Annotated in this window: 1 protein-coding gene; it reads left to right on the forward strand. The window is 33.2% G+C overall.

Annotated elements, in window-relative coordinates; all coding sequences use genetic code 11:
• Positions 1 to 235 (forward strand): hypothetical protein (locus AOA62_RS32365; protein WP_218244258.1); only part of this gene is annotated, 235 nt, incomplete at both ends.

A 235-nucleotide genomic window follows, 5' to 3' on the forward strand; every position in this document is an offset into this window, starting at 1 on the left:
AATAGAGATGCTAAGGCTAAAAAGAGTTCTTGGACACTTATAGAAGAAAAAACATCTCAAAGGAGTATTTGGGTTAAAATTCGCTTGAGGTTATTTAATCCATTGTTAATTGGACCAACTTTAGCATTATTAGTTCTTTTAATTATCCCTTTTGAATTTCAGTGGAATACTGCTGAGGAAAACATACAAGCAGACAAATCAAACACTAATAGGATTACAGAGGATGAGGCAGATC

It is taken from the genome of Pseudomonas sp. 2995-3 (assembly GCF_002742565.1).
GTDB lineage: Bacteria > Pseudomonadota > Gammaproteobacteria > Pseudomonadales > Pseudomonadaceae > Aquipseudomonas > Aquipseudomonas edaphica.